We start from the raw sequence: 26400 nt of genomic DNA, 5'->3' as shown, positions 1-26400 counted from the left end.
GAGCTCACCGCCCCGACCGTCCCGGCCGTCCCGCCGTGCGCCTCAGCGCCGCCGGTGAAGGGCTATCTAAGGAACACCGCCAACCTCCGCAAGCAGTTTTTACGACATCATGCGATTTTTTTCCGAAACATAGAGAAAGACAAGAAAATCATAACGTTGGAAGAACGGAGATCGGCGGTTCGTAGGCGCCACTCACAGCTTACGCAGGGGCAGCGAGTCGGGTTTTGGGGTGATTCCTGTGCGACTCCTGATCAAATCGGGCAAGAAAAACCGCTGTCATGCTCCGGTTGGCGACGTCCGCCGTCGTGAATCGGGTCTTTGCGGACCAGACCCGTTGCAGGTTCGATTGTCAGCCCCGGTGCACGGCCAGTCACATCCCCCGCAATTGCGCACCCGCGTTGGACAGGAGATCCAGTCAGCGTCGATCCTGTGCCGCCTTCGGGGTCGCGACGGCAGGATCGCTCTGTCGACAATGCAGCAGATCGGCCTCGATCCCGACGGCGCACTGCCACCGGCAGTCAGGACGGGCCGACCGCGCCCGCAACGGGGCGGAAAGGCCGCGCAGCATCGCAACGATCAAATTTGCCTACGTCACCCATTCGCAGTCCAAGGCCTTTGCCATCGCCGGTCGCGTGGTCATCATGGGCCATGCCGGGATCACCCAGATCTGCAAACCGCAGGAAATCTGTCGCGAGCCGCGCACCCGATTTGTCGCCGAGGTCATGGATCGCAACAACACCCTGCCCGATGTAGCATAGGGACAGGAGATCGTTGTCACTGCCGACCGGATAAAAGTCAGCGCCGAAGCAACGCCCGGCACCCTGCCCGCCGACATACTGTCCAAAGAATTCGCCGGCACCGCGATCATCTGCTATTTCGAGGGGCCGGACGGCGCCGAACTGAAAGCGCAGGTCGCCGAAGAACAGTCAGAGACGCTTTCACCCGGAATGGGCCAGCGGTTCTTGCTCATATCGGCGCCCGGGACGGTGCATGTCATGACCGCATGAGAGGACACAGATGGATCTCCTGGTAAAGGGCGGGCTGCTGCCAGACGGAATGCAAGCCGACATCGCGATCAGCGGCGACAGGATCACGGCGGTCGAGCCGGGCATCACCGCCGAGGCGCGCGAGGTGATCGACGCCAAGGGCAAGCTGGTGAGCCAGCCCTTCATCGACTGCCATTTCCACATGGACGCGACGCTGTCCTACGGCCGCCCCCGCGTGAACGCCTCGGGCATGCTGCTGGAGGGCATCGGCCTCTGGGGCGAGTTGAAAAAGATCCAGACGCGCGAGGACATCGTGGCGCGCGCGCTGGACTACTGCCGGCAGGCGCTGGCCAAGGGCGTGTTGGCGATCCGCAGCCATGTCGACGTGACCGACGCCAGTTTCGGCACCGTCGAGGCGCTGCTGGAGGTCCGCGAAGCGGTCAAACACGTGCTGGACCTGCAACTGGTCGCCTTCCCGCAGGACGGCTGGTATCGCGCGCCCGGCGCCGAAGCGCAGGTGATCCGCGCGCTGGACGCCGGGGTCGACGTGGTCGGCGGCATTCCGCATTTCGAACGCACCATGGCGGACGGAGCCGCCTCGGTCCGCGCCGCCTGCGAACTGGCGGCAGAGCGCGGCCTGCGCGTCGACCTGCATTGCGACGAAAGCGACGACCCCCTGAGCCGCCACATCGAGACGCTGGCGGCCGAGACGATCCGCTGCGGACTCCAGGGGCGTGTGGCAGGGTCGCACCTGACCTCGATGCATTCGATGGACAACTACTTTGTCGCCAAGCTGATCCCCCTGATCGCCGAGGCACAGGTGGCCGCCATCCCCAACCCGCTGATCAACATCACGCTTCAGGGCCGGATGGACACCTATCCGAAACGGCGCGGCATGACCCGGGTGCCGGAACTGCGCGCCGCAGGCGTCACCGTCGCCTTTGGCCAGGATTGTGTGCGCGACCCGTGGTATCCGCTGGGCTCGGGCGACATGCTGGACGTGGCGCACATGGGCCTGCATGTCGCGCTGATGACTGCGCCGGACCAGATGCGCGCGGCCTTCCGGATGGTAACGGAGACACCCGCGCAGATCATGGGGCTGGACTTTGGCCTGACACCCGGCAGCCGCGCCAGCCTAGTCGTGCTGGACGCGCCGGATCCGATCGAGGCGCTGCGCCTGCGCCCTGCCCGGCTCTGCGTGGTCTCAAATGGCCGCGTGGTCGCCCGGACGGCACCGGCAGTGACGGCGCTCTCCGCCGGGTTCTGACTCAGGACGACAAATCCCGCGCCTTTGCCGTTCCGGCCGCAACTCCGGCCGCGATGGCCGCGTCGAAACCGCCCGCGCGGGCGGCCAACATCGCCGCGGCCGTGGTGCCGCGATAGTCGATGAACTCCTGCACCAGCGCGCCCGCCTGCGCCACGCGCCCCGCCAGCAGGTCAGAGGCGGCGCAGACCACGGCTTCGGCCGCGTGTCCGGCCACCTCGGCGGACAACCCGCCGGCCTTGCCAGCCTCGTAAAGCGCCGCCGCCAGCAACGCCGGCCAGGCCGGTCCCGCACCTGACAGCGCGGTGATCACGTCCAGGTCCGCTTCGCGCGCCAGTTCATCGGTCGTGCCGATGGCCGTCAGGATGGCCGTCACCCGCGCCCGGTCCTGATCGCCCAGCACCTGTGGGCAGAACCACGGCGAGTAGGAGCGTTCGATCTCCACCGCTGCATTGGGCATGGTCCGCACGACGACACGTGCGCCGGTGCGCTCGGCGATCTCGGCGCAGCTGACCCCGGCCATCAGCGACAGCACCAGCGCCCCGGAGCAATCGAAATCTGCCTCGCGGAACTGCTGCGGCCGGACTGACAGGATCACCACCTCCGCCGGGCCAACCTCGGACCGCCAGCGCACCCCCGGCCAGGCATCGTAGAGCGGCGACGCGCCCGAGCGGCTGACGCAGGTCAACATGCCCGCGCGCACCACCCCGTGCCGCAGCAACGACGGCCCGATCGACCGGCCCAGCCAGCCCGTCGCCCCCACAAGGGCCATCCGCCAAGTCATCTCTCATCCCCCCGATACCCGTGCCGCGCGTGAAACCGCGCCAGTTCCGACGCGCTTGCCGCGTGCCCCGTGTAGGTCTTCACGTAGGCCGGGATGCGTGCCATCCGCACCGCCACGTCCTCGCGCACCTGCATCGAGATATAGCCGATCTGCACCAGGTAGACGGTGCGCGCCCGCACGTCCGACTCGGTCCCGTCATAGCCAAAGCGGGTAAACAGTTCCCTGATCGACGCCAGCCGGGCCTCGTCCGCCGCCGCGACCCGCGCCATGACCGCGTCCGACTGCAAAGCCCAGCCGCGCACCGCGAAATCGACCCGCGATTCAAAGCCGCCACCGTCCAGAAAGACGCCGATCACGTTCAGCACCGCCTCTGTCACCGTTTCCGCGTAGGCCTCGCAGGCCGTCACCAATGTTCCGGTGTTGGTCGCCTCCCAGTCCTCGAGAAGCGCCTCCAGCAGCGCCTGCCGGTCCTTGAAGAACCAGTAGAAACTGGTGCGCGACAGCGCCAACTGCGCCGCCAGCGGCTGGATCTTGACCGCTTCGACGCCGCCGTCCAGCAGCGCCCCCCGCGCCGCCTCCAGCCAGACCTCGCGCGATCCGCGCCAGCCCGCGGCCTTTGCGGGTTCTTCGGTGACAGATGTGTTCATGTCGTGACCCTAGTGCCACGCCCCACACCGCACAACGAAAAATGTGCACGCGTGACTGCAAACTTGACATAAGTGAACATTTTTGGAATCGCTATGCCAGACCCTTGGGAGGCCGCCATGTCCAACGATCCCCTGCTCCAACCCTACCAGCTCAAGCACCTCACCCTGCGCAACCGGCTGATGATCACCAGCCACGAACCGGCCTATGCCGAGGACGGCATGCCCAAGGACCGCTACCGCGCCTACCACGTCGAACGCGCGCGCGCCGGGATCGCCATGACCATGACCGCCGGATCGGCCTCCGTCTCGCGCGACAGCCCGCCCGCCTTCAACAACATCCTCGCCTGGCGGGACGAAGTCGTCGGCTGGATGAAGAAGCTGACCGATGAATGCCACGACGCCGGCGCCGCCGTGATGATCCAGCTGACGCACCTGGGCCGCCGCACCCGCTGGGACAAGGGCGACTGGCTGCCCTCGCTGTCCTCGACCCATGCCCGCGAACCCGCGCACCGCGCCTTTCCCAAGCTGGTCGAGGACTGGGACATCGCCCGCATCGTGCAGGACTTTGCCGATGCCGCCGAACGGATGAAGGCCGCCGGGCTGGACGGGGTCGAGATCTGCGCCACCGGCCACCTGATCGACCAGTTCTGGTCGCCCCTGACAAACACCCTGGACGCCCCCTACGGCGGCAACCTCGACAACCGGATGCGGTTCACCTTCGACGTGCTCTCGGCGGTCCGCGAGCGCGTCGGCCCCGACTACATCGTCGGACTGCGCTACATCGGGGACGAGATGATGGAGGGCGGGATCTCTCCGGACGACGGGATCGAGATTTCGCGCCGGCTGAAGGCCTCCGGTCTGATCGACTACCTGAATGTCACGCGCAGCCAGATCGCGACCGATGCGGGGCTGACCGACATGATCCCGGTGCAGGGGATGCGCAGCGCGCCGCACCTGGACTTTGCCGGACGGGTCCGCGCCGAGGTCCAGATCCCCACCTTTCACGCGTCCAAGATCCAGGACGTGGCCACCGCCCGTCACGCCATTGCGAGCGGAAAGCTGGACATGGTCGGCATGACCCGCGCGCACCTCGCCGATCCGCACATCGTCGCCAAGATCCTGCGCGGCGAAGAGGACCGCATCCGCCCCTGCGTCGGCGCCAACTACTGCCTCGACCGCATCTACCAGGGCGGCATGGCGCTCTGCCTGCACAACCCGGCCACCGGGCGCGAGCTGGAACAGCCTCAGAGCATCGAGAAGGGCGACACGCGCCGCCGCGTCGTGGTGATCGGCGCAGGCCCCGGCGGGCTAGAGGCGGCGCGCGTCGCCGCCGAGCGCGGGCACGAGGTCATCGTGCACGAGGCCGCCAACGATCCTGGCGGGCAGATCCGCCTGACCGCGCAATCCCCCCGGCGGCAGGAGATGATGCAGGTCATCCAGTGGCGCGTTGCCGAATGCACGCGGCTGGGTGTGACCTTTCATTTCAACAGCTACGCCGATGCCGACACGGTGCTGGCGGACTCGCCCGAGGTGGTGATCGTCGCCACCGGCGGGATGCCGCACACCGAGGTGCTCGACGAGGGCAACGCGCTGGTCGTGTCGGCCTGGGACATCCTGTCGGGCGATGCCCAGCCGGGCAGCAACGTGCTGATCTACGACGATGCGGGCGATTTCGCGGCGCTCCAGGCGGCGGAAAAGATCGCTGCCACGGGGGCCAGGGTCGAGATCCTGTGCCGCGACCGCACCTTTGCGCCCGAGGTCATGGGCATGTCGCTGACCCCCGCCATGCGGGCGCTGCAACAGCTGGACGTGACCTTGACCGTCACGCGGAAACTGAACGCCGTGCGCCGCGAGGGCAACGAACTGCTGGCCGAAGTGGGCAGCGACTACATCGCCGCCACCCAGGAACGCCGGGTCGACCAGGTGGTGGTCAACTGCGGCACCCGTCCGCTGGACGACCTGTATTTCGACCTGCGCGACGGGTCGGTCAACTGGGGCGAGGTGGACCACGGCGCCCTGATCGAAGGCCGCCCGCAGACCATCCGGCGCAATCCCGAAGGCACCTACCAGTTGTTCCGCATCGGCGATGCGGTCTCCTCGCGCAACACTCACGCGGCGATCTATGACGCCCTGCGCCTGTGCAAGGCGCTGTGACGGCAGGCGCCCGAAGTCACGCGCCCGGCGCGCCCCGGACCTGATCCGGGCGCGATCGCCGCCGTGTGATGCCCAGTCTGCTACCGGGCGTGGAAAACGAAGGACCGCATCGAGACGGAGCCGAGGTCGATCGTGTCCGTCATGAAGGTCAGATCGTCGCCCGCATCCGAGGCCCCTGCGATGGTCAGCGCCGGCATGTAGTGGTCCACGCTGGGATGCGCCGCGTCCAAGAGCTTGCCCAGCCCGGCACGGTCCGCCAGGGCGGCAAAATCCCGATCCTCCAGCCGTTCTGCAACCAGCGTGTCGAACTCGACCGCGAAATCCATCGGCGCGCCACCCGGCCGCATGGCCCGCAGGTTGTGCACCACGTTGCCCGATCCCAGGATCAGCACGCCCCGGTCGCGCAGTTCGGCCAGCGTCCGGCCGATCTCCAGCTGGTAATCCAGCCCCCGCCCCATGTCGATCGAGACCTGGAACGCCGGCACGTCGGCCTCCGGGTAGAGGAACTTCAGCACCGCCCAGGCGCCGTGATCCAGGCCCCAGGTGTCGTCCTCGGCCGCCTTGTGGCTGGCCAGCAGGCTGACCACTTCGCGCGCCAGGTCCGGCTGGCCGGGCGCGGGATAGGTCATCTGATACAAAGGCTCGGGGAAGCCGTAGAAATCGTGGATCGTGCGCGGCATGGCGGACACGTCGACCAGCGTGGTGCCGCGCGTCATCCAGTGCGCCGAGACGACCAGGATCGCCTTGGGCCGCGGCAGGCTCTGACCGAGGTCGGACCAGGCGCGCGCATAGGAGGTGTTCTCCAGCGCGTTCATCGGGCTGCCGTGCCCGAGAAAGACCAGCGGCATGCGGTCCGAGGGGATCAGGCGGGCGCGCAGGGCGTCCAATGTGGTGGCGGTGATCATCGCTTTTTCTCCTCGGGACGGGGTTGGGCCGCCCGAAGGCGGCCCGGTCCGGTCAGGCGTACTGGCCCAGCACGCGGGTCACGACAGGCAGGCGCAGGGCGTAGGCGCCGCTGCCCAGCAGCACCAGCGTCCCTTGCAGGATCGCCCAGAACACCGGGAATTCCCAGCCTCCGCCGGTGGCCGAGAACAGCCAGCCGTTGCCGGCATGTGCCCAGACCGCGCCCAGCAGGATCGGGATCAGCGCCAGCGACACCAGCCGCGTGGCAACCCCCAGGATCAGCGCCAGGCCGCCCGCGAGTTCGGCGAAGATCGTCAGATAGGCAAGAAAGCCCGGCAGGCCGAGGCTTTCGAAATAGGCGACGGTGCCGGCGACGGTAAAAACGTTCACCTTCAGCAGGCCGTGGGCGATGAACAACGCGCCGCTGGTGACGCGCAAGGTCAGTGCGGCGATGTCGGTTTGGGTCTGGTGGGTCATGGCAAGTGTCCTTGGTCCTGATGCCCCGATGCGGGGCCGCGTTTCAACTGATCCCCATCTAGACCTTGCCAAATACGAACTAAATGGCGACTTTATGGACTGACTTGGTACGTTTTGTTCCGAATGAGGCCTACATGGACATCGTCGACGAACTCAGGGCCTTCGTGGCGACGGCACAGACCGGCTCCTTTAGCGCGGCGGGTGAACAACTGGGGCTCTCGAACCGGCTGACCTCGAAATACGTCGCAGCGCTGGAGGCGCGGCTGGGCACGCGGCTGTTCCAGCGCACGACGCGACAGGTCGGGCTGACCCCGGCCGGGCAGGACCTGCTGGCGCGCGCGCCTTCAGTGCTGGACGATCTCGATGCCCTGCTGGCCGAAGTGTCGGAGACGCGGCGCGGTCTGACCGGGACGCTGCGCATCGCCGCCCCGGTGACCTTTGGCGAGCTGTACCTGGCCGGGATGCTGGCCCGCTTTGCCGCCGACCATACGGCCCTAACGCTGGACCTGCGGCTGAGCGACCGACACGAAGACCTCGCGCGCGAAGGCATCGACCTGGCCTTTCGCATGGGAGAACCGGACCTGCTGTCGCTCAAGGCGCGGCGACTGGGCACGTTCCGGTCGGTCGCGGTGGCCAGCCCTGCCTACCTGGCGCGCCACGCCACACCCGACACCCCCGAAACACTGGCCGAGCACAGCTGCATCGTCGATACCAACAGGCGGCAGCCACGGCGCTGGCGGTTCCTGAAGGACGGTGTCGAGAGGACGGCCGAGATCGGGGGACGGTTGCAGGTCAACTCGGCCCGCGCCGCGGCCGAGCTGGCGGCAGGCGGACACGGCATCGCCTATCCTCCGCGCTTTGCCGTCTGCGCGGCGTTGGAGTCGGGGACGCTGGTGCCGGTGCTGAGGGACTTCGAAGGCGAAAGCGGACCGCTGAACGCCGTCTACCTCGAGGGGCGGACCCTGCCGCGCAAGGTTCGCGCGCTGATCGACTTTGCGGTAGCAGACCTGCGCCAGGCCGACATCCTGTAACCGGCGCCGTCGTTTTCCGCGCCGGAGGACATCCAGACCGCGCGGCGCGCGCTCGGTAGCGGTAGACGAGTCTCATCCCCACCGCGACGACCCGAATGTCGCGAAAGCTGGACACGGTGGTGCCCAAGGCACCCACGCAAGGCGCGGTATCGCCGATCTCGGTCACGGCGGCCGTCAGGTGAACGTCCATGGCCTGCCCGGTGCAGATCGCGCCCAGCGCCAGCCCGCGAAAGCCGTCACCGGGGTAGGCGGCGTCGGGGGCGGGTTGGTCGAAGGCTCGTAAAGCAACGCCAGCGTGCCGGTCCACTGGTCGGTCAGCCGCCGTCCGACGCCAAGCGAATATCTCCAGGTGTCCTCGAAATCGATCAGCGGATCGGGCGAAACCGACGACAGCACCGGCGGATAGAATTGCAGTGCCGACCATTCGACCCAGCGCGCGCCGCCAAAGACAAAGGTGCACGGCGCAATACCGGACTGGAACGCGAGGTTCACGGATTGCAGCGTCTCGGCGGAGACGGTCGAGATGGTGGTGCCAATGGCCGACCCTTCCATGGTGTGGAAATCAAGGGAGATGGCCGAGTTGTAGGTCAGCAAAACGCGCAGGACGTATTCCGGGATCTCAAAAGCCGCGCCGACCACGTAGCCGATGCCGAAATCGCGCTCCATCTCTGCGGCGTAGCCCGAGAGCGGCCCAAAGATGCCGCCGGCAGCAGGGCAAACGACAGCCGGTCCGTCACGTCCTGCTTGTGGCTCAGCATCGGCAGGGGGATGTCGCGGGCGAAGTTGCCGGTCGCGCTGCCGCCCAGGAACGCCGCGTCGTGGCCCGAAAGCGCGGTCCCGACCGGCGCACAGGCCATTTGTACCACCCGGCCCGGCTGAAAGAGAAATTCCACCGCCTGGCCAGTGGCGTCCAGCCCCCCGCCCTAGCTTGCGGCGCCGCAAGTCCGGTCGGCGCCGTCGCTGTCCGCCCATCGGTATGTCCATCGGATATCGCTTCGTCAAACCGTGTCTCTACGATGGGCCAGCGTCACGACCGACTGGCTGAAAAACTGCCATCCTCGTGCAGGGTGATAAACCGCAACCTGGCATCCGGGCGGCTTTCCAGCTGGAACTTGGCGGCCTCGATCCCGGCGGCGCCGCTCGCGCAGCACGGATGACGTTGCGGACCGCAGGCGCGCGCAACAGGCGCAACGACCCCGCCCCGAACAGCGCCAGCGCGGCGGATGGCAGGATCATGAAGACCGCCGGCATCGCCAGCGCGTGGCCCAGCGGCCCCTGCAATGGCCACGTTTGGCAGCGTGAGCGGGCCGACGAACAGCACGCAGAAAAAGGCCAGCGCCGTGGTCAGCGCCACAAGGATCACCGCCGGCATGGTCTCCATCACGGCGCAGCGGAAGGCGTGGCGCATGTCGCCCTCGGTGGCATGGCGCTGCATCGCTTGAAAGACATGCACGCCGTCGGCGATGCCCAGCACCAGCACCACGGTGGGCGCGATGTTCATCAGCGGATCAAAGGGGATGCCGGTCAGCGCCAGCGCGATACAGACCAGCGTGGCCAGCGGCGTGACGCCCAGCTGGTCCTGCACCAGCGCCGCGCTGATCTCGCGTTGCAACTGCGCCAGGCTGACGGACTGCACGGTCGGCGCCGGATCAGCCAGCGACGCCAGCCGCACCTCTGCGGCCATGGCGAGATCGGGCAGCACAAGCAGCAGCGTCGCGCTGCGGTCCTGCGACAGCAGGTTCGGCCCCAGTTGCGAGTTCGCGCGCAGCCCGGCCGGCGTTGCGCCGGGGCAGGTCCGCCACGTCTGGGCGCGACAGCTAGCTCAGCGCCTCGCCCGCCGGATCGGGCAGGACAAGGAGGCTATGCCCGCCGCGCACGTCCTCTGTCAGTTGCACGCCAAGGACGAGGTTCTCGAGCGCGGCAAAGGTTTCCGGATCGCCAAAGTCCTCGGCGGCGACCAGCAGCGCCTCGTCCCGGGACGGCGCACCAAAGCGCGCCTCAACCCGTTGATAGAGAGCAACGGCCGGGGTCGCACCCTTGATGGCGCCAGCAGCAGGGCGCTGACAACGGGGCGGCGCAGCGCGGCGTCGATCACGGCCTTTCCCGGGTGTCGCGTCATCGCCGGTGCTTTCCGCCTGTTCCGGCCGGACCTGCCGCCAAGGCTGGCAGCGTGCCGTCCCGTCATCCATCGGGCAACTCCGCAGGCACGGTCAGCGTTGCAGGCCATAGCGGCCGCGTGCCGGCACCAGCTGCGGCAGTCCGGCGTCGCGGTTGCCCATCGCGGGAGGATCGGCCAACCCAGGGCCGTTGCGGGCGTCCAGTCAGCGCACGCATTCCGGCCACCACAAACCTTCCTGCGCATTGTGCCGGTCCGGGGATTTGTCCGGGTCCATGCAGGTGCGGCCCGCCGGGCGGTGGCCGTGGCGGAACCGGCGGCGACTGCGGCCGGGCACGCTGAGCACACCGCTGTTGTGCCCGCCCGAGGTCAGCACGAAATTGATGTCGCCATCGGTGAACAGCGCCGTCTTGCAGGCCGACCGCCAGGGCGCGATGTGATCCTGCTCGGTCCCCAACACGAATTAGGGGCCGAGATGTCCTTGAGCGCGATCACCCGCCCCTCGACCAAAAAGCGCCCGGCGGTCAGGCGGTTTTCCAGGAAAAGCCCGCGCAGGTATTCGCTGTGCATCCGGTAGGGCATCCGGGTGGCGTCGGCGTTCCAGGCCGACAGATCCTTGGGACGCAGGGCGCGAAAGGCGGCGGCCGTCTGCCATGTGTCGAGACAGCCCTTGTCCCACATGGTGTTGTCGAGAAAGACGATCTGGCTATCGTCGACGACCAGCATCGACGCGCCCGCCTCCGAGAAATCGGTCTGCCCGGCCAGCAGCGTGACCGAGGCCAGCCTGTCGTCCCCCTGCCCCGCCGCGGCCGCCGCCGCGATGGCCAGGATCGTGCCGCCCAGGCAGGCGCCGCGGGCCTGGACATGGGGCGCGCCGGTGGTCTCCTGCACCGCCTCCAGCGCCTCCATCACGCCACGGTCGCGGTAGTCCTCCAGCGACAGGTCGCGCTGGTCGGCGGTGGGATTGCACCACGAGATGACAAAGGCGCTGTAGCCCTTCGTCACCAGGTGCGCGATCAGCGAATTTTCCGGGCTCAGGTCGAGGATGTAGTATTTCGTGGTCCACGCCGACACGATCAGCATCGGCTCGGCCCGGACCTTGTCCGTCGCGGGCGCATACTGGATCAGTTCGATCAGGTCATTGCGCCAGGCCACCTGTCCCGGCGTCGTGACCAGGTCGCGCCCAACCTTGAAGCCGTCCATTCCCGGAGCAGGATGCCCGGACAGCTCGCGCCAAGTATCCTCCGACAGGTGGCGCGCGCCGTCGGTGAAGTTGCGCCCGCCCGTTTTCAGCGCGCGTTCGACCACCTCCGGGTTCAGCCCCGGCAGGTTGGAGGGCGACACCATGTCCAGCGCCTGCCGCACCATGAACCCCACCCGGTCCGCGCTGATCTTGCGCATGCCACGGATCGGCGCGGTGGCCTCGGCCCGTCAGGCCTCCTGCGCCAAGAAGCCGGTGTTCCAAAGCCGGAACGGCCAGGCCGGCCAGCCGGGGTGGTTGGAGCGGTGATCATCCGGCGCGGGCTGCGGGCCTTGCTCGATCCCGGCCAGGTCCATCGCAACCGATGCGCTCAGGCGGGCCGCCTCCCGGCCCAGATGTGACAGGGAATCGACCCAGGCATCGGGCCGCGGCATGGGGCGACAGGGCGACGGTATCCGCGCCTGTGCCGTGCGCCCGGCGCGGTCCAGGGTGTTGGTGGTCGGCTCGTGCATCAGGGACTGCTTGCGTCCCGTCCTGGAACAGCTCATCCCCGATCCAAATGGCTTGCCGGGACAGACCCGATGACGTGGAGAAAACCGGCACGGTGAAATCCGCCGGTCCAAATGGCTTGCCGGGACAGACCCGATGACGTGGAGAAAACCGGCACGGTGAAATCCGCCGGTCCCCGCGCATGGGCTTGCGAATCCCGGGGCCGAGGCGCACCACAGCGCCAAAGGCAGGAGGTCCGCCATGAAACCCGTCGTCTACGGCCACCCCTTCGCGTCGTTCTGCTGGAAGGTCTACATCGCCGCGCGCGAGCGGGGCGTCGACTACGAGGACCGGACCGTCGATGCCGACCACCCGGATCACGCGGCCTTTTGCGCCACGGCCGCGCCGACCGGGCAGTTCCCGATCCTCGTGCACGGCGACCGCACGGTGATCGAGACGGCGGCGATCATCGAGTACCTCGACCTGCACCTGGGCGACGCGCCGCCGATGGTGCCCGCCGACCCGCGCATCGCCATCGAGGCGCGGCAGATGGACGGGGTGTTCGACGACTACGTTTCGGTGCCCATGGCGCGCATCGTGATGAACGCGCTGCGCCCCGTGGACCAGCGCGACACGACCGGCGAGGCCGAGGCGCGCTCGGCCCTCGACCGCACCTATGCCTGGCTCGACCGCTGGATGAATGGCCGGACCTGGGCGTCAGGCGACGGCTTCGGCATCGCCGACTGCGCCGCGGCACCTGCGCTGTTCTACGCCCACTGGGTACACCCGATCCCCGAGGCCCTGGGCACCCTGCATGGCTATCGCCAAAGGCTGCTGGCGCGGCCCTCGGTGGCCGTGACGGTCGAGGGCGGGCGTTTCTTCCGGCCGTTCTTTCCGTTCCACGGCCTCCGCGACCCGGACTGACAGCGGATCTTCGCCGTTGTGGCCGAAATGCCGCAGGTGACCCTACGGAATCCCCGAGACCCGGCATATGGACATCCAGGACATATCATTTCATCCTGACGGGGAAGACCGCGGCATGTGTATGTCGTCTCCCTACCGCCGGGCGCGGATCGCCCGCTGCCAGACGAGGGGTCCCCGATGCCGCAGGACCTGACCGGGACGCTGGCCGGACAGGCCCTTCTGGCCTGCCCCGTCTGCGATACACTGCATGTCGAGCCGGAAGTGCCCGAAGGCCACGTCGCGCGCTGCGCACGCTGTGGCAAGGTGCTGGCCGCCCCGCGCCAGAACGCCTTTGCCCGGGTGCTGGCGCTGGCGGTCACCTCGGTGGTGCTGATGGTGGGCGCGGTGTTCTTTCCGTTCATCGAGTTGCAGGTGGCCGGGCTGCACAACCGCGCCTCGGTGCTGGATGCGGCGCTGGCCTTTTCGTCGGGCTTCATGGTGCCGCTGTCTTTCGCCGTGGCCCTGCTGATCGTGCTGATCCCGACCGCGCGGCTGGCCGCGATCATCTACACCCTGTATCCGCTGGTGCGAGGGCGCGCGCCCTGGCGCCACGCGCACCACGCCTTTCGCATGTCCGAGCACCTGCGCCCCTGGTCCATGGCCGAAATCTTTGTACTGGGTGTCGCGGTGGCGCTGGTCAAGGTGGCGGGCCTGGCCACCGTCAGCCTGGGCCCGGCGTTCTGGGCCTTTACCGCGCTGGTTCTCATCACCGTCCTTCAGGACAACACAATGTGCCGGTACACGATATGGAAAACGCTGGAACGTCCGGCACCCTGATCTCCGCCCGTGAGGCGGGGTTGCTGGCCTGCGGCCGGTGCGGTCGTGCCCACGAGATGGGCACGCGCACCTGCACCCGTTGCGGGGCGCGGCTGGACCCGGACGGGCGCGGATCCTTGCAGGCGGTCTGGGCCTGGCTGGCGGCGGGTATCGTCGTCTACATCCCGGCCAACCTCTACCCGATGCTGCGCACCGCGACCCTGCTGGAGCAATCCGAAAGCACCATCGTCGGCGGCGCCATCGACCTGTTTCATCACGGCGCCTACGGGGTGGCGATCATCGTCTTTGTCGCCAGCATCCTGATCCCCGTCGGCAAGTTCATCGCCATCGCCTACCTGGCGCTGAGCCTGCAGCGGCCGTCGCGCATCAGCCTGCACCAGCGCCACCTCCTCTACGAGGTGGTCGAGTTCATCGGCCGCTGGTCGATGATCGACGTCTTCGTCGTGGCGATCCTGTCCGCGCTTGTGCAGCTGGGCTCGGTCGCCATCATTCACCCCGGAATCGCCGCCGTCAGCTTTGCGCTGTCGGTGGCCTTCACGATGCTGTCCGCACAAAGCTTCGATGCGAAGCTGATCTGGGACGCCGACAAGGATCCGCAATGACAGACCCAAGACCCGCCAAAGCCATCGTGCAGCCCGGACGCGAAGGATTCGCCTCGCGCTTTTCCTTTGTCTGGCTGGTGCCGATCCTCGCGCTGGCCGTCTCGCTGGGCATCGCCTGGAAAAGCTATGCCGACCGCGGCGTGCTGATCGAGATCGCCTTTGACAGCGCCTCGGGCGTGGCAGCGGTCAAGACCGAGCTCAAGTACCGCGACGTGACCGTGGGCACGGTCGAGGACGTGAGCTTTACCGAGGACCTGTCGCAGGTGCTGGTGTCGGTCCGGGTGGACCGGACCCTGACCCCCTTCCTGGACGAGGACGCGCAGTTCTGGGTGGTCCGGCCGGAGGTTTCGGCGCAGGGCATCAGCGGGCTGAACACCGTGCTGTCGGGGGTCTACATCGAGGGCAGCTGGAACTCCGATGCCGGCACGGCGCAGACCTTCTTTACCGGGCTCAATCGCGCGCCGCTGGGCGACCCGACGCGCGCCGGCACCGCCATCCGGCTCAGCGCCAAGGACGGCAATTCGATCGTCGGCGGCGCACCGATCCTGTTCAAGGGCATCGCCGTGGGCGCAGTCGAGGCCCCCGAACTGACGGAAAACGGCGACGGTGTGGTGATCAACGGCTTTGTCCAGGCGCCCTATGACCGTTTGCTGACCACGAACACCCGGTTCTGGGACATCTCGGGCGTCTCGGTCACGCTGGGGCCGGGCGGCGTGGCGCTGGACATCTCTTCGCTGGCCTCGCTGCTGCAAGGCGGGATCAGCTTTGACACCCTCGTGTCGGGCGGCGACGCGGTCGCGCCGGGCGCGGTCTTTCCGCTGTATGACACCCAGGCCGCAGCCCGGGCCAGCCTGCTGGACGACCCCACGGGTGAGCGGCTGCGCGTGGTGGCGATCTTTGACGGCAAGGTCGCCGGCCTGACCGAGGAAGCGACCGTGCGGTTCCGCGGCGTGCCCGTGGGCGAGGTCGAGAACGTCGCGATGATCGCCACCGAGATCGGCGGACGCAAGACCGTGCGCCTGCACGCAACCCTGGCCGTCAACCCCGCGCGGCTGGGCCTGGGGGCCGAGGCCGACCCGGCGGCGGCGCTGGAGTTCCTGACCGCCTTTGTCGCCCAGGGCCTGCGGGCGCGGCTGGCCACGGCCAGCCTGCTGTCGGGCGAACTGGTCGTCGACCTGGTGGAACTGCCCGAGTCCGACCCCGCCGAGATCGTCACGCCACAGGGCGGCCTGCCCGAATTGCCCACCGCCCCGGCCGATGTCGCCAACCTGAACGCCACTGCCGAAGGCGTGTTCGAACGCATCAACAACCTGCCGGTCGAAGAGATGCTGGCCTCGATCCAGGCGCTGTTCGACTCGGCCAACGCGCTCTTGGCCGCCGACGACACGCGCGCGCTGGTTCCCGGGGTCAACGCCACGCTGGCCGACCTGCGGACGATCATGCCGGAACTGACCGTGACGCTGGAGCAGACCCGCAAGACACTGGCCGAGGCGCAGGCCATCGCCGCCGAACTGCGCGAAAGCGGCGCCACGGAAAACGTCAACGCGGTCTTTGCCTCTGCTGCCGCCGCCGCCGATGCGGTCGAACTGGCCGCGGCCGAGCTGCCAAAGCTGACAGACCGGCTCAACACTCTGGCCTCGCGCACCGAAACGGTGCTAAAGGCCTATGACGACAGCTCGCGGCTGATCGCGGGCGCGCTGTCCACCCTGCGCGACGTCAGCGAAGCCGCCGATGCCATGCGTACGCTGGCGCGCATGCTTCAGCGCAATCCGAATTCGCTCCTGATGGGACGGTGACATGATTTTCAGACCCCTGGCCGCCACCCTTGCCCTGCTGATGCTGACCGCCTGCGAAGGCGGGCCGCAGTACCTGGTCGAGACAGCCCCCTCCAGCCTGCGGGTGAACGCGCGGGTGTCCACAGTGCTGGTGCGCACCGTGTCGCTGCCATCCTACGCCGAGGACCAGAAGATCGCCATCGAGGACGAGACCGGTGTCGTGCGCGACAGCAAGTTCGGCCTCTGGGCGGACGAACCGGCGCGGGCCGCCACGCTGCGGATCACCCGCAACCTGAACACCATGACCAACGCCAATGTCGCGCCCGAACCCTGGCCCATGCCGGAACCGCCGCAGGGCGTCGTCGACATCCGGGTCGAAACCTTCATCGCGACCAAGACCAATACCTTCCGCCTGGCGGGACAGTATTTCATGGGGTCGGAAATCCCCGAAGCGGTGCTCGACCCCGAGGATTTCGACAAGGCCCCGCGCGAACTGCCGCCGCCACTGCCCGACAAGGCCCGCCTGTTCGACATCGTGATCCCGATGCCGGATTCGACGCCCGGTTCGGTGGCCACGGCGCAATCGGCCGCGCTGACCGCCCTGTCCGAGGCGATCGCCCGCGACCTCGCCCGCTGAACGCGGGCGCGGCCGGGCCTGCGCGCCTTCGCAGGACCGCGCGGATCAGTAGCGGTCCATCGTCAACCCGTCCATGTCGATCTCGGGCGTCTTGCCCAGCACGACATCAGCCACCGCGCGCGACGATCCGCAGGCCATGGTCCAGCCCAGCGTGCCGTGGCCGGTGTTGAGAAAGAAGTTGGGGTACTTCGTCGGACCGATCACCGGCGTTCCGTCCGGCGTCATCGGCCGCAGGCCGGTCCAGCCCATGGCCTTGGACACGTCACCGCCCTTGGGGAACAGATCCGACACCACGTGGCGCACGGTATCGGTGGCGTGGCTGCCGAGCTTCATGTTGTAGCCGATGATCTCGGCCTGGCCGGCGACGCGGATGCGGTCGCCCAGCCGCGTCAGCGCGACCTTGTGCGTCTCGTCCATGATGGTCGATTGCGGCGCGGCGTCGGGGTCGGTCACCGGCAGGGTGATGGAATAGCCCTTGATCGGGTAGATCGGCGCACGAATGCCGATCTCGCGCAGCAGGATCGGCGCATAGGGTCCCATGCAGCAGACAAAGGCATCCGCCTCGTGATAGCCGTCATCGGTCTGGACCCCGGCGACACGCCCGTCCCTGACCGTCACCCCCTTGATGGTGACGCCGTAGCGGAACGACACGCCCAGCTTGGCCGCGTGTCTTGCCAGCGCGCCGGTGAACATCCGGCAATCCCCGGTCCGGTCCGCCGTCAGCCGCAGCCCGCCGACGAACTTGTTCGCCACATGGCTCAGCCCCGGCTCGACGCCGATGCAGCCGTCGCGGTCCAGCACCTCGTAGGGTGAGCCGAACTCGGCCAGCACCTCCTGGTCGGCCTTGGAGGACTTGAGCTGCTTTTCGGTGCGGAACAGTTGCAGCGTACCCCGCTCGCGCAGGTCGAAGTCCAGCGGCACCTCGGCCATGAGGTCGGTCAGGGCGCGGCGCGAGTAGTCAGACACGCGCACCATGCGGGTCTTATTGATGCGGTAGGCCTTATCGTTGCAGTTGGCCAGCATCTTGAGGCCCCAGGCCCACATGGTGGGGCTGATCAGCGGCCAGATGAACAGCGGGCGGTGGCGCATGAAGAGCCACTTGATTGCCTTCTTGGGTACACCCGGCGCAGCCCAGGGCGAGGTCATGCCGTAGCTGAGTTCGCCTGCGTTGGCATAGCTGGTTTCCATGCCGGGTTCGCGCTGGCGGTCCAGCACCAGCACCTCGGCGCCGCTTTTCGCGAGGTAGTACGCGGTCGTGACGCCGATGACGCCGGCCCCGAGGACGATGACTTTCATGACCTTTGCTCCCGGATGCTCAGCAGGCGGCTGTGACGATGATTTCGACCTTGAGCTCGGGCCGGGCAAGTTTCGCCTCGCCGCAGGCGCGCGCCGGGGCGTGGCCCGCCGGCACCCAGGCGTCCCAGACCGCGTTCATCTCGGAAAAATCGGCCATGTCGGCCAGCCAGATGATGACCTGAAGCATCTGTTCGGGCGACGACCCGGCCTGTTCCAGCAGCGCCTCGACCCGCGACAGGCAGTCCCTTGTCTGATCTGTCACGCTCTCCCCCGCGCCGACCTGGCCGCAGAGGTAGGCAACCCCGTTATGCTTGACGATCTTGCTCATGCGGGGGCCGGTTTCGAGGCGTTCGATCATGTCTGTCTCCTATTCGGCGGCGTCCTTCACCGCCTCTTCCATTGCCGCCAGTTCGCCCAGCGTGACCGGCTTCAACGGCGGTCTTATCCGGTAGTATCCTGTTTCGTCGGGCGTCTGTCCATGCGCCTTGGCCAACAGGACGGTGACGGTCAGCCCGCAGTAGCGGCCCTGGCAGGGTCCCATGCCGGCGCGGCCAAAGGCCTTGGCCTGGTTCGGGCCAAGGCAGCCGAGTTTGGCGTAACCACGGATGTCGCCCGCCGTGACCTCCTCGCAGCGGCAGACCACGGTGGCGTCGGCGGGCGCCAAGGCCTCGGCATACGGTGGATAGGCAGCGTCGAGAAAGGGACGGATCGCCAACTCCTGCGCGCGCTGTTTCAGCAGCGGCGCGGCCTGTGCGTCACGCGCGGGCTCGGTCAGCTTGCCCAGGTCGCCCGCCACCTTCAGGGCGGCGATGCGGCCGGCGAACTCGGCGGCTTTCGCGCCACCGATGCCGCCCCCGTCGCCCGCGATCAGCACGCCATCCTTGTCCGTGCCGCCCCAAGCGTCCAGCACCGGGGCAAAGCAGGCCTGCCCTTTGTCCCAGCGGTGCGCCACGCCCAGCGACCGCGCCGCCTGCGTGTTGGGCACCACGCCGTGATGCAGCAGGACCGTGTCGCAGGCGATCCGGTGGTCCCGGCCTCCGGCCCTGAAGACCACCGCCTCGGCGCGGCCGTCGCCCTCGATGGCGATGCCCGTCGCACCGGTGTGGCGCGGCACGCGGGCGCGCAGGATCTCGGAGAGCAGTTTCACACCCTTGGCAAGGTAGGGCCAGCCCTTCAGCGCCCCACCCAGGTGCGACATGGCCGCCATGAGATCGCCCCTCGTCTGCGTCTCGACCAGCGCCAGCGGCGGCGTCCCCGCCCGCACCATCTGCGCCGCGATGAGGTAGAGCAGCGGGCCGGAGCCAACCAGCACGGCACGTTGGGCCAGGACGCCCGACTGTTTGAGCAGGATCTGCGCGGCGCCCGCCGTCATCACCCCGGGCAATGTCCATCCCGGCAGTGGCATGGGGCGCTCCAGCGCGCCGGTGGCCAGCAAGACACGGTCCCCCGCCACCTGCGCGGCGCGGCCGTCGCGGGTGTAGGAGACGCGAAAGCCGTCCTCGATCGCCCAGACCACCGCGCCCCTCAGATGGGCGATGCACTCATGCCGCAGGGCGGCGGTCAGCCGCGTCCCTTCGGAATAATCCTTGCCCAGGATGCCGCCCCGCAGAGGCGCGGCGCGATCCACGTCGCGGTAAATCTGCCCGCCCGGGCGGGGCTGTTCGTCCAGCAGCGTGACGCTCAGCCCGTGGTCTGCGGCGGTGGCGGCGGCGGCCATGCCTGCGGGGCCAGCGCCCACGACGATGAGATCAGAGCGGCTCATCTGCGTCCCCCTCGTGCGGACGGCCGATCCGCAATCCTTCGGTCACGTCCAGCATGCAGGCCTGCCGCACCACACCGTCGATCTCGACGAGGCAGTCGAAACAGGCCCCCATCATGCAGAACGGCCCACGCGGCGCGCCCGACACCGGGGTGTGCCGGAACACCGTCACACCGGCGGCCAGCAACGCGGCGGCCAGGTTGGCGCCAAGGGGCAGTTCCAGCGACTGGCCGTCAAACACGACGGGCACGCGCGCGGCCTGCTCCAGCTCAAGAAACGGCAAAGCGGTCTTCACTGAACACCTCCAGGTCGGGTGCGGCCTCGGTGCCTTCCAGCCACTCGGGCAGCAGGCGGGCGTGGGCGGCGGCAAGAGTGATGCCGCTGTGACAGGTTACCAGGTAGGCGCCCGGCATCTCGCGGCTTTGCTGGTAGATCGGCAGGCCGTCGGGCGACAGCACCCGCAGCGCGCCCCAGCTGCGCACCAGCTGCGCCTTGGCCAGCGCCGGATAGGCGGCGACGGCATCGGCGGCTAGGCGCGACAGGCCAGGCTGGGTCACGCGGTCGTCCAGCCCGACTTCCTCGTTCGTGGCGCCGATCTGGATGCCACCTTCGTCCACCTGCCGCGCGATCAGCGAGGGGCGGTTGAGCATCTTGGGCAGTTTCTCGGTGATCAGCACCTGGCCGCGCTGCGGCCGGATCGGCGCGCGAAATCCCAGCCTTGGCCCCAACTGCGTGGCCCCCAGCCCGGCGGCAAGGACCACCTTGGCGGCGCCGACCACGGTGCCGTCCGCGCAGGTCACGCGAAACCCGTCCGGCCGGGTCACATCGGTGACGGTCTTGCCGTTCAGCACCTGCCCGCCCATCCGGCGCACGTCATCGGCGAGGGACTTGAGCAGTTTCAGCGGGTTCGCATGGCCGTCCTGGTGGTGCAGGATCGCGCCGACGACCTTGGGGCCGATGTAGGGTTCTTCCTCGCGCAGCGCGTTGTGGCCCAGCACCTCGAACGGGTAATCGCCGCCCAGCCTGGCCTTCAGCGTCTCGTACTGGTCAACGGTGGCTTGAAGCGTCTCTTCGGAGAAATGCAGGTCATAGCCGCCGCGTTGCTCCAGCGGCACCGCCTGCCCGGTGTTGTGGCCCAGCTCGGCCGCGAATTCGGCCCAGATCGCGGCCGACTGCTGCGACCAGCGGGCATAGCGCGGCTGTTTCATGCCCTTGGACTGCACCCAGACCAGGCCAAAGTTGCCCCGGCTGGCGCGAAAGGCGCCATCGTCGCCGTCGAGCACAATCACCCGCTTGCCGCGTCTCAACAGGCCCCAGGCCACCGACAGGCCGACGACTCCGCCGCCGATGATCGCATAATCCGCTTCCATCGTTCACTCTCGTTTGTCCGTGGGCCGGGATAAGGGATGCGGGGCGGCACGTCACCGCCCCGGATCAGATTTATGTCACTTTCCGATCTGGTCGAGAATGCCCTGGCCCCATTCGGCGCCCACATCCTCCAGCACCACCGGCCAGACCGTCTCGCGGACCTTGGCGGCCATGGCGGCCAGCTGCTCGTCGGTCAGCGCGACGACGGTTGCGCCCAGCTCGTCGGCCAGCCGCTGTTCCCACTTGGCCTGGTCCTCTTCGGCCACGGCCCAGCGCTGGGTCTCGAACTCCTCCGCGGCGGCCTTGAGCGCCGCCTGGTCATCGGCATCGAGTGCTGCCAGCGACTCGTTGGAGATGATCATGTACCAGACCTCGAAATGGGTGTTGGCCGGGATGTAGGTCTTGGTCACGTCGCGGAACGAGGCGTAGTAGCCCTCGGCGCCCGAGCCGATCACACCGTCCACGACGCCGGTCTGGATCGCGGTGAAGGCCTCGGAGAAGGGGATCGGCGAGGGGATGTAGCCCAGCGCCTCGCCGGTCAGCTGAAAGGACTTGATGCCCGGCACGCGCACCTTGATGCCGTTGGAGGTGCTGGGATCGCCGGGGTTCACCGCCTCGGTGTTCAGCGAGATGCCGCCAAAGTAGACCGGGTAGGCCGCCAGCATGGTGATGTCCTGCGCGGCGTAGAGGTCGGCCACGACGTTGCGCACCACGCCGTCGGGTCCGTAGATCTTGCGCGCTTCGGCCCAGTTGCTGGCCAGGTAGGGGAAGGAGCTGATCTGCATGCGGCGGTCGGCGGCGGTGGCGGCGGGCTGGGTGGCCATGTCGATGGCGCCCACGCTGATGCGCTCCTGCACGGTGGTGTAGTCGCCCAGCGCGGAGGCGGGGAACAGCTCGATCGTGACGTCGCCACCGGTGGCCTCGGACACCTTGGCGGCGAAGGCGCGCAGTTCCACGTCGATGGTGGCGTCCTGCGGGCGGACGTGGCTCATCTTCAGCGTCTCGGCCGGGGCCAGGGTGGCAAGGGCCATCAGCGCGGCGGCGGCGGTGCCGGTCAGGAAATGTTTCATGGAGGGTCTCCTAGGTTGGGTGGCAGGTTTGGGTGGGCCGGATCAGGGCAGGTAGCCAAAGAGCCGGGGCAGGAAGAGCGACAGGTCGGACCAGAACGAGGTCAGGAAGACGACCGGGACGTAGCCGGTGACGATCAGGATCATCGCGGGCTTGATGACCTTGGTGACCTTCACCTTGCCGATACGGGCACCGAGGTAGAGGATCGAGGCATAGGGCGGGGTCACGCCGCCCATCGCGGTGTTCACGCCCATGATCGCGGCGAACTGGATCGGGTCGACGCCGATCGCCTTCATCAGTGGCAAGAGCAGCGGCGCGATCAGGATGATGGCGGTGACGTCGTTGACCACCATGCCGACCAGGAACAGCAGGATGTTGATGAAGATCAGCAGCAGGACCTTGTTCTCGGTGATGCCGAAGATCGCGCTGACCAGCTGCTGCGGGATGCTCTCGTAGACAAACATCTGGCCCAGGATCATCGAGAAAAGGATCATGATCATGATCGCGCCGACGGCGGTGGCGGCTTCTTTCCCGGCGGACAGGAAGTTGTCCCAGCGCAGGCCCTTGTAGATCAGAAATCCGACCGGAACGGAGTAGATCACCGCGATCGCCGCCGCCTCTGTCGGGGTCATGATGCCGCCGTAGATGCCGCCCAGGATGATCACCGGCATGAGCAGCGCCGGAAAGGCGTGGATGCCGCGCTTGGTCACTTCGCTGGTGAGTTCGGAAAAGGTCGGCTTTTCGTCCAGCTTGAGGTTGAACTTGCGGCTCATCCAGAGGTTCACGACCGAGAAGTTGAACATGATGAAGAGGCCGGGGCCCAGCGTGGCCAGGAAACAGGCCAGGATCGAGGTGTCCGTCACCCAGCCGTAGACGATCATCGTCACCGAGGGCGGGATCAGCAGGCCCAGGATCGACGAGTTGGCGATCAGAGCGGTGGCGTATTCGCGGGGATAGCCGCGCTTTTCCATCTCGGGGATCAGCAGCGGGCCGATGGCGGCGATGCCGGTCAGGCCCGAGCCCGAGATTGCCCCGATCACCGCGCAGGACACCGCCGCCACCACGCCCAGCCCGCCGCGCACATGGCCGATGAAGGCGTTGACAAAGCGCAACAGAGAGGCCGCGATGCCGCTTTCGGACATGATTGTCCCGGCCAGGACGAACAGCGGGATGGCCAGCAGCACCGGGTTGCCCATCTGCTGGAACCCCCAGAGCATCATGCCCTTCATCGTCACGTCGCCGATGAAATACATCACCATCAGCGCCGCGCCGAAACAGTAGGGCAGCGGCACGCCCAGCGTCAGCGTCAGGACGAGGACGGCGATTGCGAGGAGCGCGATCTCGATCATGCTTCCTGCCCTTTCAAGAGGCTGCGCACATGGGTCCAGAGGTGCCAGAGGGTGTAGACCATCATCAGCGCCAGCCCGGTCACCAGGGCCACGTCGGCATAGAAGGTCGGGATGTAGAGGGTCGGGCTTTCGCGCCAGGTGCGGATCGAATAGCGGGTGAAATCCCAGGCCCAGGACAACAGCCACAGCCCGACGATCAGGCTGATGACCTCGCCGACGATGGCCAGGATCGTGTGGGCGCGCGGCGTCTTGAGAAAGATCTCCAGCACGTTGGCGCGGATATGCGTGTTTTCGCGCGAGGCGTTCACCGCGCCGAAGATGTACAGCCAGAGGGTCGGGTACATCATCGTCTCTTCCAGCCCCATGACCGGGACCTGAAGGACGTAACGGGTGATCACCTGCACGAACTGACCCAGGGCGACAATGCCGATCAGCGCCGTCAGCAGGTATTTCGAAAAGCTGTCCATGGTCCCTCCGCTCGGACGTCTTGCGGGTGTCGGCTGAGGCGCATTTCATTGGACACGGGGCATAAAATCAATTTGATTAATCTTGTATATCCATCAACTGAACTTATGGATCGCCATGAACTTGTCCCTCCGCCAGCTGACCGTCTTCCGCGAAGTGATGCGCAGCGGGTCGATTTCGCAGGCGGCCAAGACGGTCGGCCGAACGCAGCCCGCCGTCAGCACGATGATCGCCACGCTGGAACAGGAACTGGGCTTTGCCCTGTTCCTGCGCGAGCATGGCAAGCTGACCCCGACCCCGGAGGCGCGCTATTTCCTCGAAGAGGCCGAGGCGATCCTCGACCGGCTGGAACGCACGAAACAGGCACTTGCCGGGATGGCCGCGTTGCAGACCGGCAAGCTGCGCATCGCCTGCCACCCGGCTGCCTCGGGCCTGTTCATGCCGCGCCTTCTGACAGGGTTCATGGCGGACAAGCGCGAGGTCGACCTGTCGCTGATCATGCGGTCTTCGGCGGTGATCGAGGACATGGTGGCCTCGCAGCAGTTCGACATCGGCTTTGCCGAGACGCCCGCCGCCCGCGCCTCGATCGACCAGACCGATTTTGACCTGGAATGCGTCTGCGTGCTGCGGCGGAACGATCCGCTGGCGGCGAAATCCGTGATCACGCCCCAGGACCTGGACGGCCGCCCCATGGCCATCCTGTTCGACGACCACCCCACCGCCACCCAGACCGAAGAGGCCTTTGTCGCGGCGCACTGCGCCTTCAACAAGCGGCTGGAACTGCGAACCTTTCTGCCGGGCCTGCAATTCGTGGCCGAAGGATTTTGCTACATGGTCTGCGACATGATCACGGCTTACAGCTACCTCTTACAGGCCGGTGGCGGGACAGGTCTGACGATGCGGCGGTTCCGCCCGCGCGTCACCAACAGCGTGTCGATCCTGACCCCGGCCTACGTCAGCCAGGCACGCCTGACACAGGCGTTTTCGGCCTACCTCGCCGAGGCCATCCGCGCGATCCGCACGGAGACCGAAAGGCAGCTGGACGCGCCACCGGATTCGCCGCGCAACACCCTCTGACCGGCAGGCCGCCCCCCTGCGTGACAGCGATTTTCCGAGATTTCCCTTGCGTGCCGGGCCGGACCTCACGTGTCATGGCGACAGGAGGCATGGCATGAACGATGAGTCGGCCAACGCAGGCCCCAAGGTCGGCCGGAAGGCCTACGAAAGCCAGATGGCGCGGCTGCACATCGAACTGGTGCGGTTGCAGGAATGGATCAAGGCCAGCGGCCACCGGGTTGTCGTGCTGTTCGAAGGGCGCGACGCCGCCGGCAAGGGTGGCACGATCAAGCGCATCGCCGCACCGCTCAACCCGCGCCACTGCCGCATCACCGCCCTGCCCGCCCCGACGGACCGCGAACGCACCCAGTGGTATTTCCAGCGCTACGTCGCCCACCTGCCCGCCGCCGGGGAAATCGTGCTGTTCGACCGCTCCTGGTACAACCGCGCCGGCGTCGAACGGGTCATGGGCTTTTGCACCGAAGACGAGTACCGCGAATTCCTGCGCAGCTGCCCCGAGTTCGAACGCATGCTGCAAAGGTCCGGCATCCAGCTGATCAAATACTGGTTCTCGGTCAGCGACGAAGAACAGGAACGCCGATTCCAGAAACGCCTGAACGACCCGACGAAACGCTGGAAACTCAGCCCCATGGACCTGGAAAGCCGCAAGCGCTGGGTCGATTACTCGCGCGCCAAGGACGAGATGTTCGCCCAAACCGACACCGACGAGTCGCCCTGGCATGTCGTCGCCTCCGACGTCAAGAAACACGCGCGGCTGAACTGCATCAGCCACCTGCTGTCGCTGATCCCCTACAAAGAGGTGGCGCCGCATCCCATCGACATGGGCGCACGCCCGCCCCGGCCGGACTACGACCGCCCGCCGATGCAGGCGCAACGCTTTGTTCCCGAGGCGCACCGGGACCTGCTCTAGCCACCCTTTCGGCCACCCCTGCCGGGTGGCTCAGGGGATGTTCTCCAGCAGCCATTCGGCGTGTCGGATCTGTTGCTGCGCGACCTCCAGCTTGCGTGTCAGCCGCTCGCGGTCCTCGTCGCCATCCGCCTTTTCCATCTTGGCTTCCAGGTCGGCCTGCTTGCGGCGCAGCTTTTCCAGCACCTTGCGGACATGGTCAGGCTTGATCTCGCTCGCCTTGCCGCCTTCGAGCCGGGCGCGGTAGTCCGCCAACTTGGCAGCCAGTTTCTTCAACCCCATGCGAACACCTCCATCCCTGACCC

General features: G+C 67.5%; 29 protein-coding genes. 11 read left to right on the top strand and 18 right to left on the bottom strand.

Going from position 1 to position 26400, the window contains the following annotated elements; translation table 11 throughout:
- The first annotated feature begins 767 nt into the window (after positions 1-767).
- Positions 768-1007 carry a TOBE domain-containing protein gene (locus MAA8898_RS27430; RefSeq protein ID WP_503100496.1) on the top strand — a complete coding sequence of 80 codons (240 nt, stop codon included), beginning with the start codon at positions 768-770 and terminating at the stop codon, positions 1005-1007.
- A 10-nt stretch (positions 1008-1017) separates the two neighbouring features.
- A complete protein-coding gene (locus MAA8898_RS19250; protein WP_094022658.1) occupies positions 1018-2253 on the top strand; it encodes a cytosine deaminase in 1236 nt (411 codons plus the stop codon).
- Between the two features lies 1 nt (position 2254).
- On the opposite strand, the gene MAA8898_RS19245 is transcribed toward MAA8898_RS19250, so the two are convergent.
- Both MAA8898_RS19245 and MAA8898_RS19240 read right to left on the bottom strand, forming a co-directional pair.
- Positions 2255-3034, bottom strand: coding sequence for a pyrroline-5-carboxylate reductase family protein (locus MAA8898_RS19245; RefSeq protein WP_094022657.1), 780 nt, complete (start codon positions 3032-3034; stop codon positions 2255-2257).
- Entirely contained in the window at positions 3031-3681 is a 651-nt protein-coding gene (locus MAA8898_RS19240) for a TetR/AcrR family transcriptional regulator (RefSeq protein WP_094022656.1), read from the bottom strand. Before MAA8898_RS19240 ends, MAA8898_RS19245 begins: the two co-directional genes overlap by 4 nt.
- A 117-nt stretch (positions 3682-3798) precedes the next feature.
- On the opposite strand from MAA8898_RS19240, the gene MAA8898_RS19235 reads away from it, so the two are divergent.
- Positions 3799-5835 carry an NADH:flavin oxidoreductase gene (locus MAA8898_RS19235; RefSeq protein WP_094022655.1) on the top strand — a complete coding sequence of 679 codons (2037 nt, stop codon included), beginning with the start codon at positions 3799-3801 and terminating at the stop codon, positions 5833-5835.
- Between the two features lie 80 nt (positions 5836-5915).
- On the opposite strand, the gene ygiD is transcribed toward MAA8898_RS19235, so the two are convergent.
- Positions 5916-6740 carry a 4,5-DOPA-extradiol-dioxygenase gene (ygiD, locus tag MAA8898_RS19230; RefSeq protein ID WP_094022654.1) on the bottom strand — a complete coding sequence of 275 codons (825 nt, stop codon included), beginning with the start codon at positions 6738-6740 and terminating at the stop codon, positions 5916-5918.
- A 52-nt stretch (positions 6741-6792) separates the two neighbouring features.
- Positions 6793-7215 carry a DoxX family protein gene (locus MAA8898_RS19225; RefSeq protein ID WP_094022653.1) on the bottom strand — a complete coding sequence of 141 codons (423 nt, stop codon included), beginning with the start codon at positions 7213-7215 and terminating at the stop codon, positions 6793-6795.
- Between the two features lie 134 nt (positions 7216-7349).
- Between MAA8898_RS19225 and MAA8898_RS19220 the strand changes: the two genes are divergently transcribed.
- A complete protein-coding gene (locus MAA8898_RS19220; RefSeq protein WP_094022652.1) occupies positions 7350-8246 on the top strand; it encodes a LysR family transcriptional regulator in 897 nt (298 codons plus the stop codon).
- A 174-nt stretch (positions 8247-8420) separates the two neighbouring features.
- Here MAA8898_RS19220 and MAA8898_RS19215 read toward each other — a convergent pair whose 3' ends face one another.
- From MAA8898_RS19215 to MAA8898_RS19195, 5 genes are all read right to left on the bottom strand, one after another.
- Positions 8421-8912, bottom strand: coding sequence for a hypothetical protein (locus MAA8898_RS19215; protein WP_094022651.1), 492 nt, complete (start codon positions 8910-8912; stop codon positions 8421-8423).
- A 361-nt stretch (positions 8913-9273) separates the two neighbouring features.
- The gene (locus MAA8898_RS19210) at positions 9274-9948 is read right to left on the bottom strand and encodes a hypothetical protein (protein ID WP_094022650.1); all 675 of its coding nucleotides are present in this window, start codon (positions 9946-9948) and stop codon (positions 9274-9276) included.
- A gap of 115 nt (positions 9949-10063) precedes the next feature.
- Positions 10064-10435: a hypothetical protein gene (locus MAA8898_RS19205; RefSeq protein ID WP_094022649.1), complete on the bottom strand. Its 372-nt coding sequence runs from the start codon at positions 10433-10435 to the stop codon at positions 10064-10066.
- A 296-nt stretch (positions 10436-10731) separates the two neighbouring features.
- Positions 10732-11763, bottom strand: coding sequence for a PHA/PHB synthase family protein (locus MAA8898_RS19200; RefSeq protein WP_094022648.1), 1032 nt, complete (start codon positions 11761-11763; stop codon positions 10732-10734).
- Positions 11764-11793: 30 nt separating this feature from the next.
- A complete protein-coding gene (locus MAA8898_RS19195; RefSeq protein WP_094022647.1) occupies positions 11794-12075 on the bottom strand; it encodes a hypothetical protein in 282 nt (93 codons plus the stop codon).
- A 238-nt stretch (positions 12076-12313) separates the two neighbouring features.
- On the opposite strand from MAA8898_RS19195, the gene MAA8898_RS19190 reads away from it, so the two are divergent.
- The 5 genes from MAA8898_RS19190 to MAA8898_RS19170 all read left to right on the top strand — a co-directional run bounded on the left by MAA8898_RS19190 (position 12314) and on the right by MAA8898_RS19170 (position 16806).
- Entirely contained in the window at positions 12314-12976 is a 663-nt protein-coding gene (locus MAA8898_RS19190; protein WP_094022646.1) for a glutathione S-transferase family protein, read from the top strand.
- Positions 12977-13153: 177 nt separating this feature from the next.
- Complete coding sequence (locus MAA8898_RS19185; RefSeq protein WP_094022645.1) at positions 13154-13792, top strand: paraquat-inducible protein A; 639 nt, start codon at positions 13154-13156, stop codon at positions 13790-13792.
- Positions 13762-14394: a paraquat-inducible protein A gene (locus tag MAA8898_RS19180; protein ID WP_094022644.1), complete on the top strand. Its 633-nt coding sequence runs from the start codon at positions 13762-13764 to the stop codon at positions 14392-14394. Before MAA8898_RS19185 ends, MAA8898_RS19180 begins: the two co-directional genes overlap by 31 nt.
- The gene (locus MAA8898_RS19175) at positions 14391-16190 is read left to right on the top strand and encodes a PqiB family protein (RefSeq protein WP_094022643.1); all 1800 of its coding nucleotides are present in this window, start codon (positions 14391-14393) and stop codon (positions 16188-16190) included. Before MAA8898_RS19180 ends, MAA8898_RS19175 begins: the two co-directional genes overlap by 4 nt.
- Position 16191: 1 nt before the next feature.
- Positions 16192-16806: a PqiC family protein gene (locus MAA8898_RS19170; RefSeq protein WP_094022642.1), complete on the top strand. Its 615-nt coding sequence runs from the start codon at positions 16192-16194 to the stop codon at positions 16804-16806.
- Positions 16807-16851: 45 nt separating this feature from the next.
- Here the strand turns inward: MAA8898_RS19170 and MAA8898_RS19165 are convergent, their stop codons facing one another.
- The 8 genes from MAA8898_RS19165 to MAA8898_RS19130 form a co-directional block, all read right to left on the bottom strand.
- Positions 16852-18102 (bottom strand): D-amino acid dehydrogenase, encoded by a 1251-nt coding sequence (locus MAA8898_RS19165; protein WP_094022641.1) that lies wholly within the window; start codon positions 18100-18102, stop codon positions 16852-16854.
- A gap of 19 nt (positions 18103-18121) precedes the next feature.
- Entirely contained in the window at positions 18122-18460 is a 339-nt protein-coding gene (locus MAA8898_RS19160) for a RidA family protein (protein WP_094022640.1), read from the bottom strand.
- A gap of 9 nt (positions 18461-18469) precedes the next feature.
- Complete coding sequence (locus tag MAA8898_RS19155; protein WP_094022639.1) at positions 18470-19864, bottom strand: FAD/NAD(P)-dependent oxidoreductase; 1395 nt, start codon at positions 19862-19864, stop codon at positions 18470-18472.
- On the bottom strand, positions 19851-20156 hold the full coding sequence (locus MAA8898_RS19150) for a 2Fe-2S iron-sulfur cluster-binding protein (protein WP_094022638.1): 306 nt from the start codon (positions 20154-20156) through the stop codon (positions 19851-19853). Before MAA8898_RS19150 ends, MAA8898_RS19155 begins: the two co-directional genes overlap by 14 nt.
- Positions 20131-21231 carry an NAD(P)/FAD-dependent oxidoreductase gene (locus MAA8898_RS19145; protein ID WP_094022637.1) on the bottom strand — a complete coding sequence of 367 codons (1101 nt, stop codon included), beginning with the start codon at positions 21229-21231 and terminating at the stop codon, positions 20131-20133. Before MAA8898_RS19145 ends, MAA8898_RS19150 begins: the two co-directional genes overlap by 26 nt.
- A 75-nt stretch (positions 21232-21306) precedes the next feature.
- Entirely contained in the window at positions 21307-22299 is a 993-nt protein-coding gene (gene dctP / locus MAA8898_RS19140; protein ID WP_094022636.1) for a TRAP transporter substrate-binding protein DctP, read from the bottom strand.
- Between the two features lie 42 nt (positions 22300-22341).
- The gene (locus MAA8898_RS19135; protein ID WP_094022635.1) at positions 22342-23646 is read right to left on the bottom strand and encodes a TRAP transporter large permease; all 1305 of its coding nucleotides are present in this window, start codon (positions 23644-23646) and stop codon (positions 22342-22344) included.
- Positions 23643-24113 carry a TRAP transporter small permease gene (locus tag MAA8898_RS19130; protein WP_094022634.1) on the bottom strand — a complete coding sequence of 157 codons (471 nt, stop codon included), beginning with the start codon at positions 24111-24113 and terminating at the stop codon, positions 23643-23645. Before MAA8898_RS19130 ends, MAA8898_RS19135 begins: the two co-directional genes overlap by 4 nt.
- Before the next feature lie 115 nt (positions 24114-24228).
- Here MAA8898_RS19130 and MAA8898_RS19125 point away from each other — a divergent pair, with 115 nt between their 5' ends.
- Both MAA8898_RS19125 and ppk2 read left to right on the top strand, forming a co-directional pair.
- Positions 24229-25188, top strand: a complete 960-nt coding sequence (locus MAA8898_RS19125; protein WP_094022633.1) for a LysR family transcriptional regulator — start codon at positions 24229-24231, stop codon at positions 25186-25188.
- A 94-nt stretch (positions 25189-25282) separates the two neighbouring features.
- Complete coding sequence (ppk2, locus tag MAA8898_RS19120; protein WP_094022632.1) at positions 25283-26098, top strand: polyphosphate kinase 2; 816 nt, start codon at positions 25283-25285, stop codon at positions 26096-26098.
- Positions 26099-26128: 30 nt separating this feature from the next.
- On the opposite strand, the gene MAA8898_RS19115 is transcribed toward ppk2, so the two are convergent.
- The gene (locus MAA8898_RS19115; protein ID WP_094022631.1) at positions 26129-26377 is read right to left on the bottom strand and encodes a hypothetical protein; all 249 of its coding nucleotides are present in this window, start codon (positions 26375-26377) and stop codon (positions 26129-26131) included.
- Positions 26378-26400: the final 23 nt, after the last annotated feature.

Source organism: Antarctobacter aquimaris (genome assembly GCF_900184945.1).
Classification (GTDB): domain Bacteria; phylum Pseudomonadota; class Alphaproteobacteria; order Rhodobacterales; family Rhodobacteraceae; genus Maliponia; species Maliponia aquimaris.
This window is presented reverse-complemented; position numbering and strand designations above follow the sequence as displayed.

Bases quoted from the DNA above. Each gene is read 5' to 3' on its own strand.
- MAA8898_RS19250 (WP_094022658.1), top strand. From the start codon at position 1,018: ATGGATCTCCTGGTAAAGGGCGGGCTGCTGCCAGACGGAATGCAAGCC.
- MAA8898_RS19245 (WP_094022657.1), bottom strand. From the start codon at position 3,034: ATGACTTGGCGGATGGCCCTTGTGGGGGCGACGGGCTGGCTGGGCCGG.
- MAA8898_RS19240 (WP_094022656.1), bottom strand. From the start codon at position 3,681: ATGAACACATCTGTCACCGAAGAACCCGCAAAGGCCGCGGGCTGGCGC.
- MAA8898_RS19235 (WP_094022655.1), top strand. From the start codon at position 3,799: ATGTCCAACGATCCCCTGCTCCAACCCTACCAGCTCAAGCACCTCACC.
- ygiD (WP_094022654.1), bottom strand. From the start codon at position 6,740: ATGATCACCGCCACCACATTGGACGCCCTGCGCGCCCGCCTGATCCCC.
- MAA8898_RS19225 (WP_094022653.1), bottom strand. From the start codon at position 7,215: ATGACCCACCAGACCCAAACCGACATCGCCGCACTGACCTTGCGCGTC.
- MAA8898_RS19220 (WP_094022652.1), top strand. From the start codon at position 7,350: ATGGACATCGTCGACGAACTCAGGGCCTTCGTGGCGACGGCACAGACC.
- MAA8898_RS19215 (WP_094022651.1), bottom strand. From the start codon at position 8,912: ATGGAGCGCGATTTCGGCATCGGCTACGTGGTCGGCGCGGCTTTTGAG.
- MAA8898_RS19205 (WP_094022649.1), bottom strand. From the start codon at position 10,435: ATGGATGACGGGACGGCACGCTGCCAGCCTTGGCGGCAGGTCCGGCCG.
- MAA8898_RS19200 (WP_094022648.1), bottom strand. From the start codon at position 11,763: ATGCGCAAGATCAGCGCGGACCGGGTGGGGTTCATGGTGCGGCAGGCG.
- MAA8898_RS19195 (WP_094022647.1), bottom strand. From the start codon at position 12,075: ATGCACGAGCCGACCACCAACACCCTGGACCGCGCCGGGCGCACGGCA.
- MAA8898_RS19190 (WP_094022646.1), top strand. From the start codon at position 12,314: ATGAAACCCGTCGTCTACGGCCACCCCTTCGCGTCGTTCTGCTGGAAG.
- MAA8898_RS19185 (WP_094022645.1), top strand. From the start codon at position 13,154: ATGCCGCAGGACCTGACCGGGACGCTGGCCGGACAGGCCCTTCTGGCC.
- MAA8898_RS19180 (WP_094022644.1), top strand. From the start codon at position 13,762: ATGGAAAACGCTGGAACGTCCGGCACCCTGATCTCCGCCCGTGAGGCG.
- MAA8898_RS19175 (WP_094022643.1), top strand. From the start codon at position 14,391: ATGACAGACCCAAGACCCGCCAAAGCCATCGTGCAGCCCGGACGCGAA.
- MAA8898_RS19170 (WP_094022642.1), top strand. From the start codon at position 16,192: ATGATTTTCAGACCCCTGGCCGCCACCCTTGCCCTGCTGATGCTGACC.
- MAA8898_RS19165 (WP_094022641.1), bottom strand. From the start codon at position 18,102: ATGAAAGTCATCGTCCTCGGGGCCGGCGTCATCGGCGTCACGACCGCG.
- MAA8898_RS19160 (WP_094022640.1), bottom strand. From the start codon at position 18,460: ATGATCGAACGCCTCGAAACCGGCCCCCGCATGAGCAAGATCGTCAAG.
- MAA8898_RS19155 (WP_094022639.1), bottom strand. From the start codon at position 19,864: ATGAGCCGCTCTGATCTCATCGTCGTGGGCGCTGGCCCCGCAGGCATG.
- MAA8898_RS19145 (WP_094022637.1), bottom strand. From the start codon at position 21,231: ATGGAAGCGGATTATGCGATCATCGGCGGCGGAGTCGTCGGCCTGTCG.
- dctP (WP_094022636.1), bottom strand. From the start codon at position 22,299: ATGAAACATTTCCTGACCGGCACCGCCGCCGCCGCGCTGATGGCCCTT.
- MAA8898_RS19135 (WP_094022635.1), bottom strand. From the start codon at position 23,646: ATGATCGAGATCGCGCTCCTCGCAATCGCCGTCCTCGTCCTGACGCTG.
- MAA8898_RS19130 (WP_094022634.1), bottom strand. From the start codon at position 24,113: ATGGACAGCTTTTCGAAATACCTGCTGACGGCGCTGATCGGCATTGTC.
- MAA8898_RS19125 (WP_094022633.1), top strand. From the start codon at position 24,229: ATGAACTTGTCCCTCCGCCAGCTGACCGTCTTCCGCGAAGTGATGCGC.
- ppk2 (WP_094022632.1), top strand. From the start codon at position 25,283: ATGAACGATGAGTCGGCCAACGCAGGCCCCAAGGTCGGCCGGAAGGCC.
- MAA8898_RS19115 (WP_094022631.1), bottom strand. From the start codon at position 26,377: ATGGGGTTGAAGAAACTGGCTGCCAAGTTGGCGGACTACCGCGCCCGG.